This window comes from Cupriavidus consociatus, from assembly GCF_017814975.1.
GTDB classification, from domain to species: Bacteria; Pseudomonadota; Gammaproteobacteria; order Burkholderiales; family Burkholderiaceae; genus Cupriavidus; species Cupriavidus consociatus.
Genome location: NZ_JAGIQA010000219.1, coordinates 1 through 257, shown reverse-complemented (window position 1 = coordinate 257; position 257 = coordinate 1). Strand labels below are relative to the sequence as shown.

The following is a 257-nucleotide window of genomic DNA, read 5'->3' as shown; positions in this document are numbered from 1 at the left end:
CTCCAGGCTGGCGGACGCGGCAAAGCCCACATCCTCAAGCATCAGCTTGGCAATACGCCCTTCGCCGGCACTGAAAGTGTCCTGGCGGGCGCGGATCTGATAGAGGATGTCCATGGGGGCTCCGGGTTACAGGCTCATAACACAAGGGACAGACCGTAGGTCAGGCCGAAGGCGACCAGCGAAATCAGGGTCTCGAGTACGGTCCAGGTCTTGAAGGTCTGGATGATCGTCATATTGAAGTATTCCTTGATCAGCCA

Annotated in this window: 1 protein-coding gene; it reads right to left on the bottom strand. The window is 57.6% G+C overall.

Going from position 1 to position 257, the window contains the following annotated elements:
* Window positions 1-134: 134 nt before the first annotated feature.
* Window positions 135-257, bottom strand: a 123-nt coding sequence (locus tag J8I82_RS38150) for a GntT/GntP/DsdX family permease (protein WP_209765831.1), incomplete at its 5' end; no start/stop codon positions are given.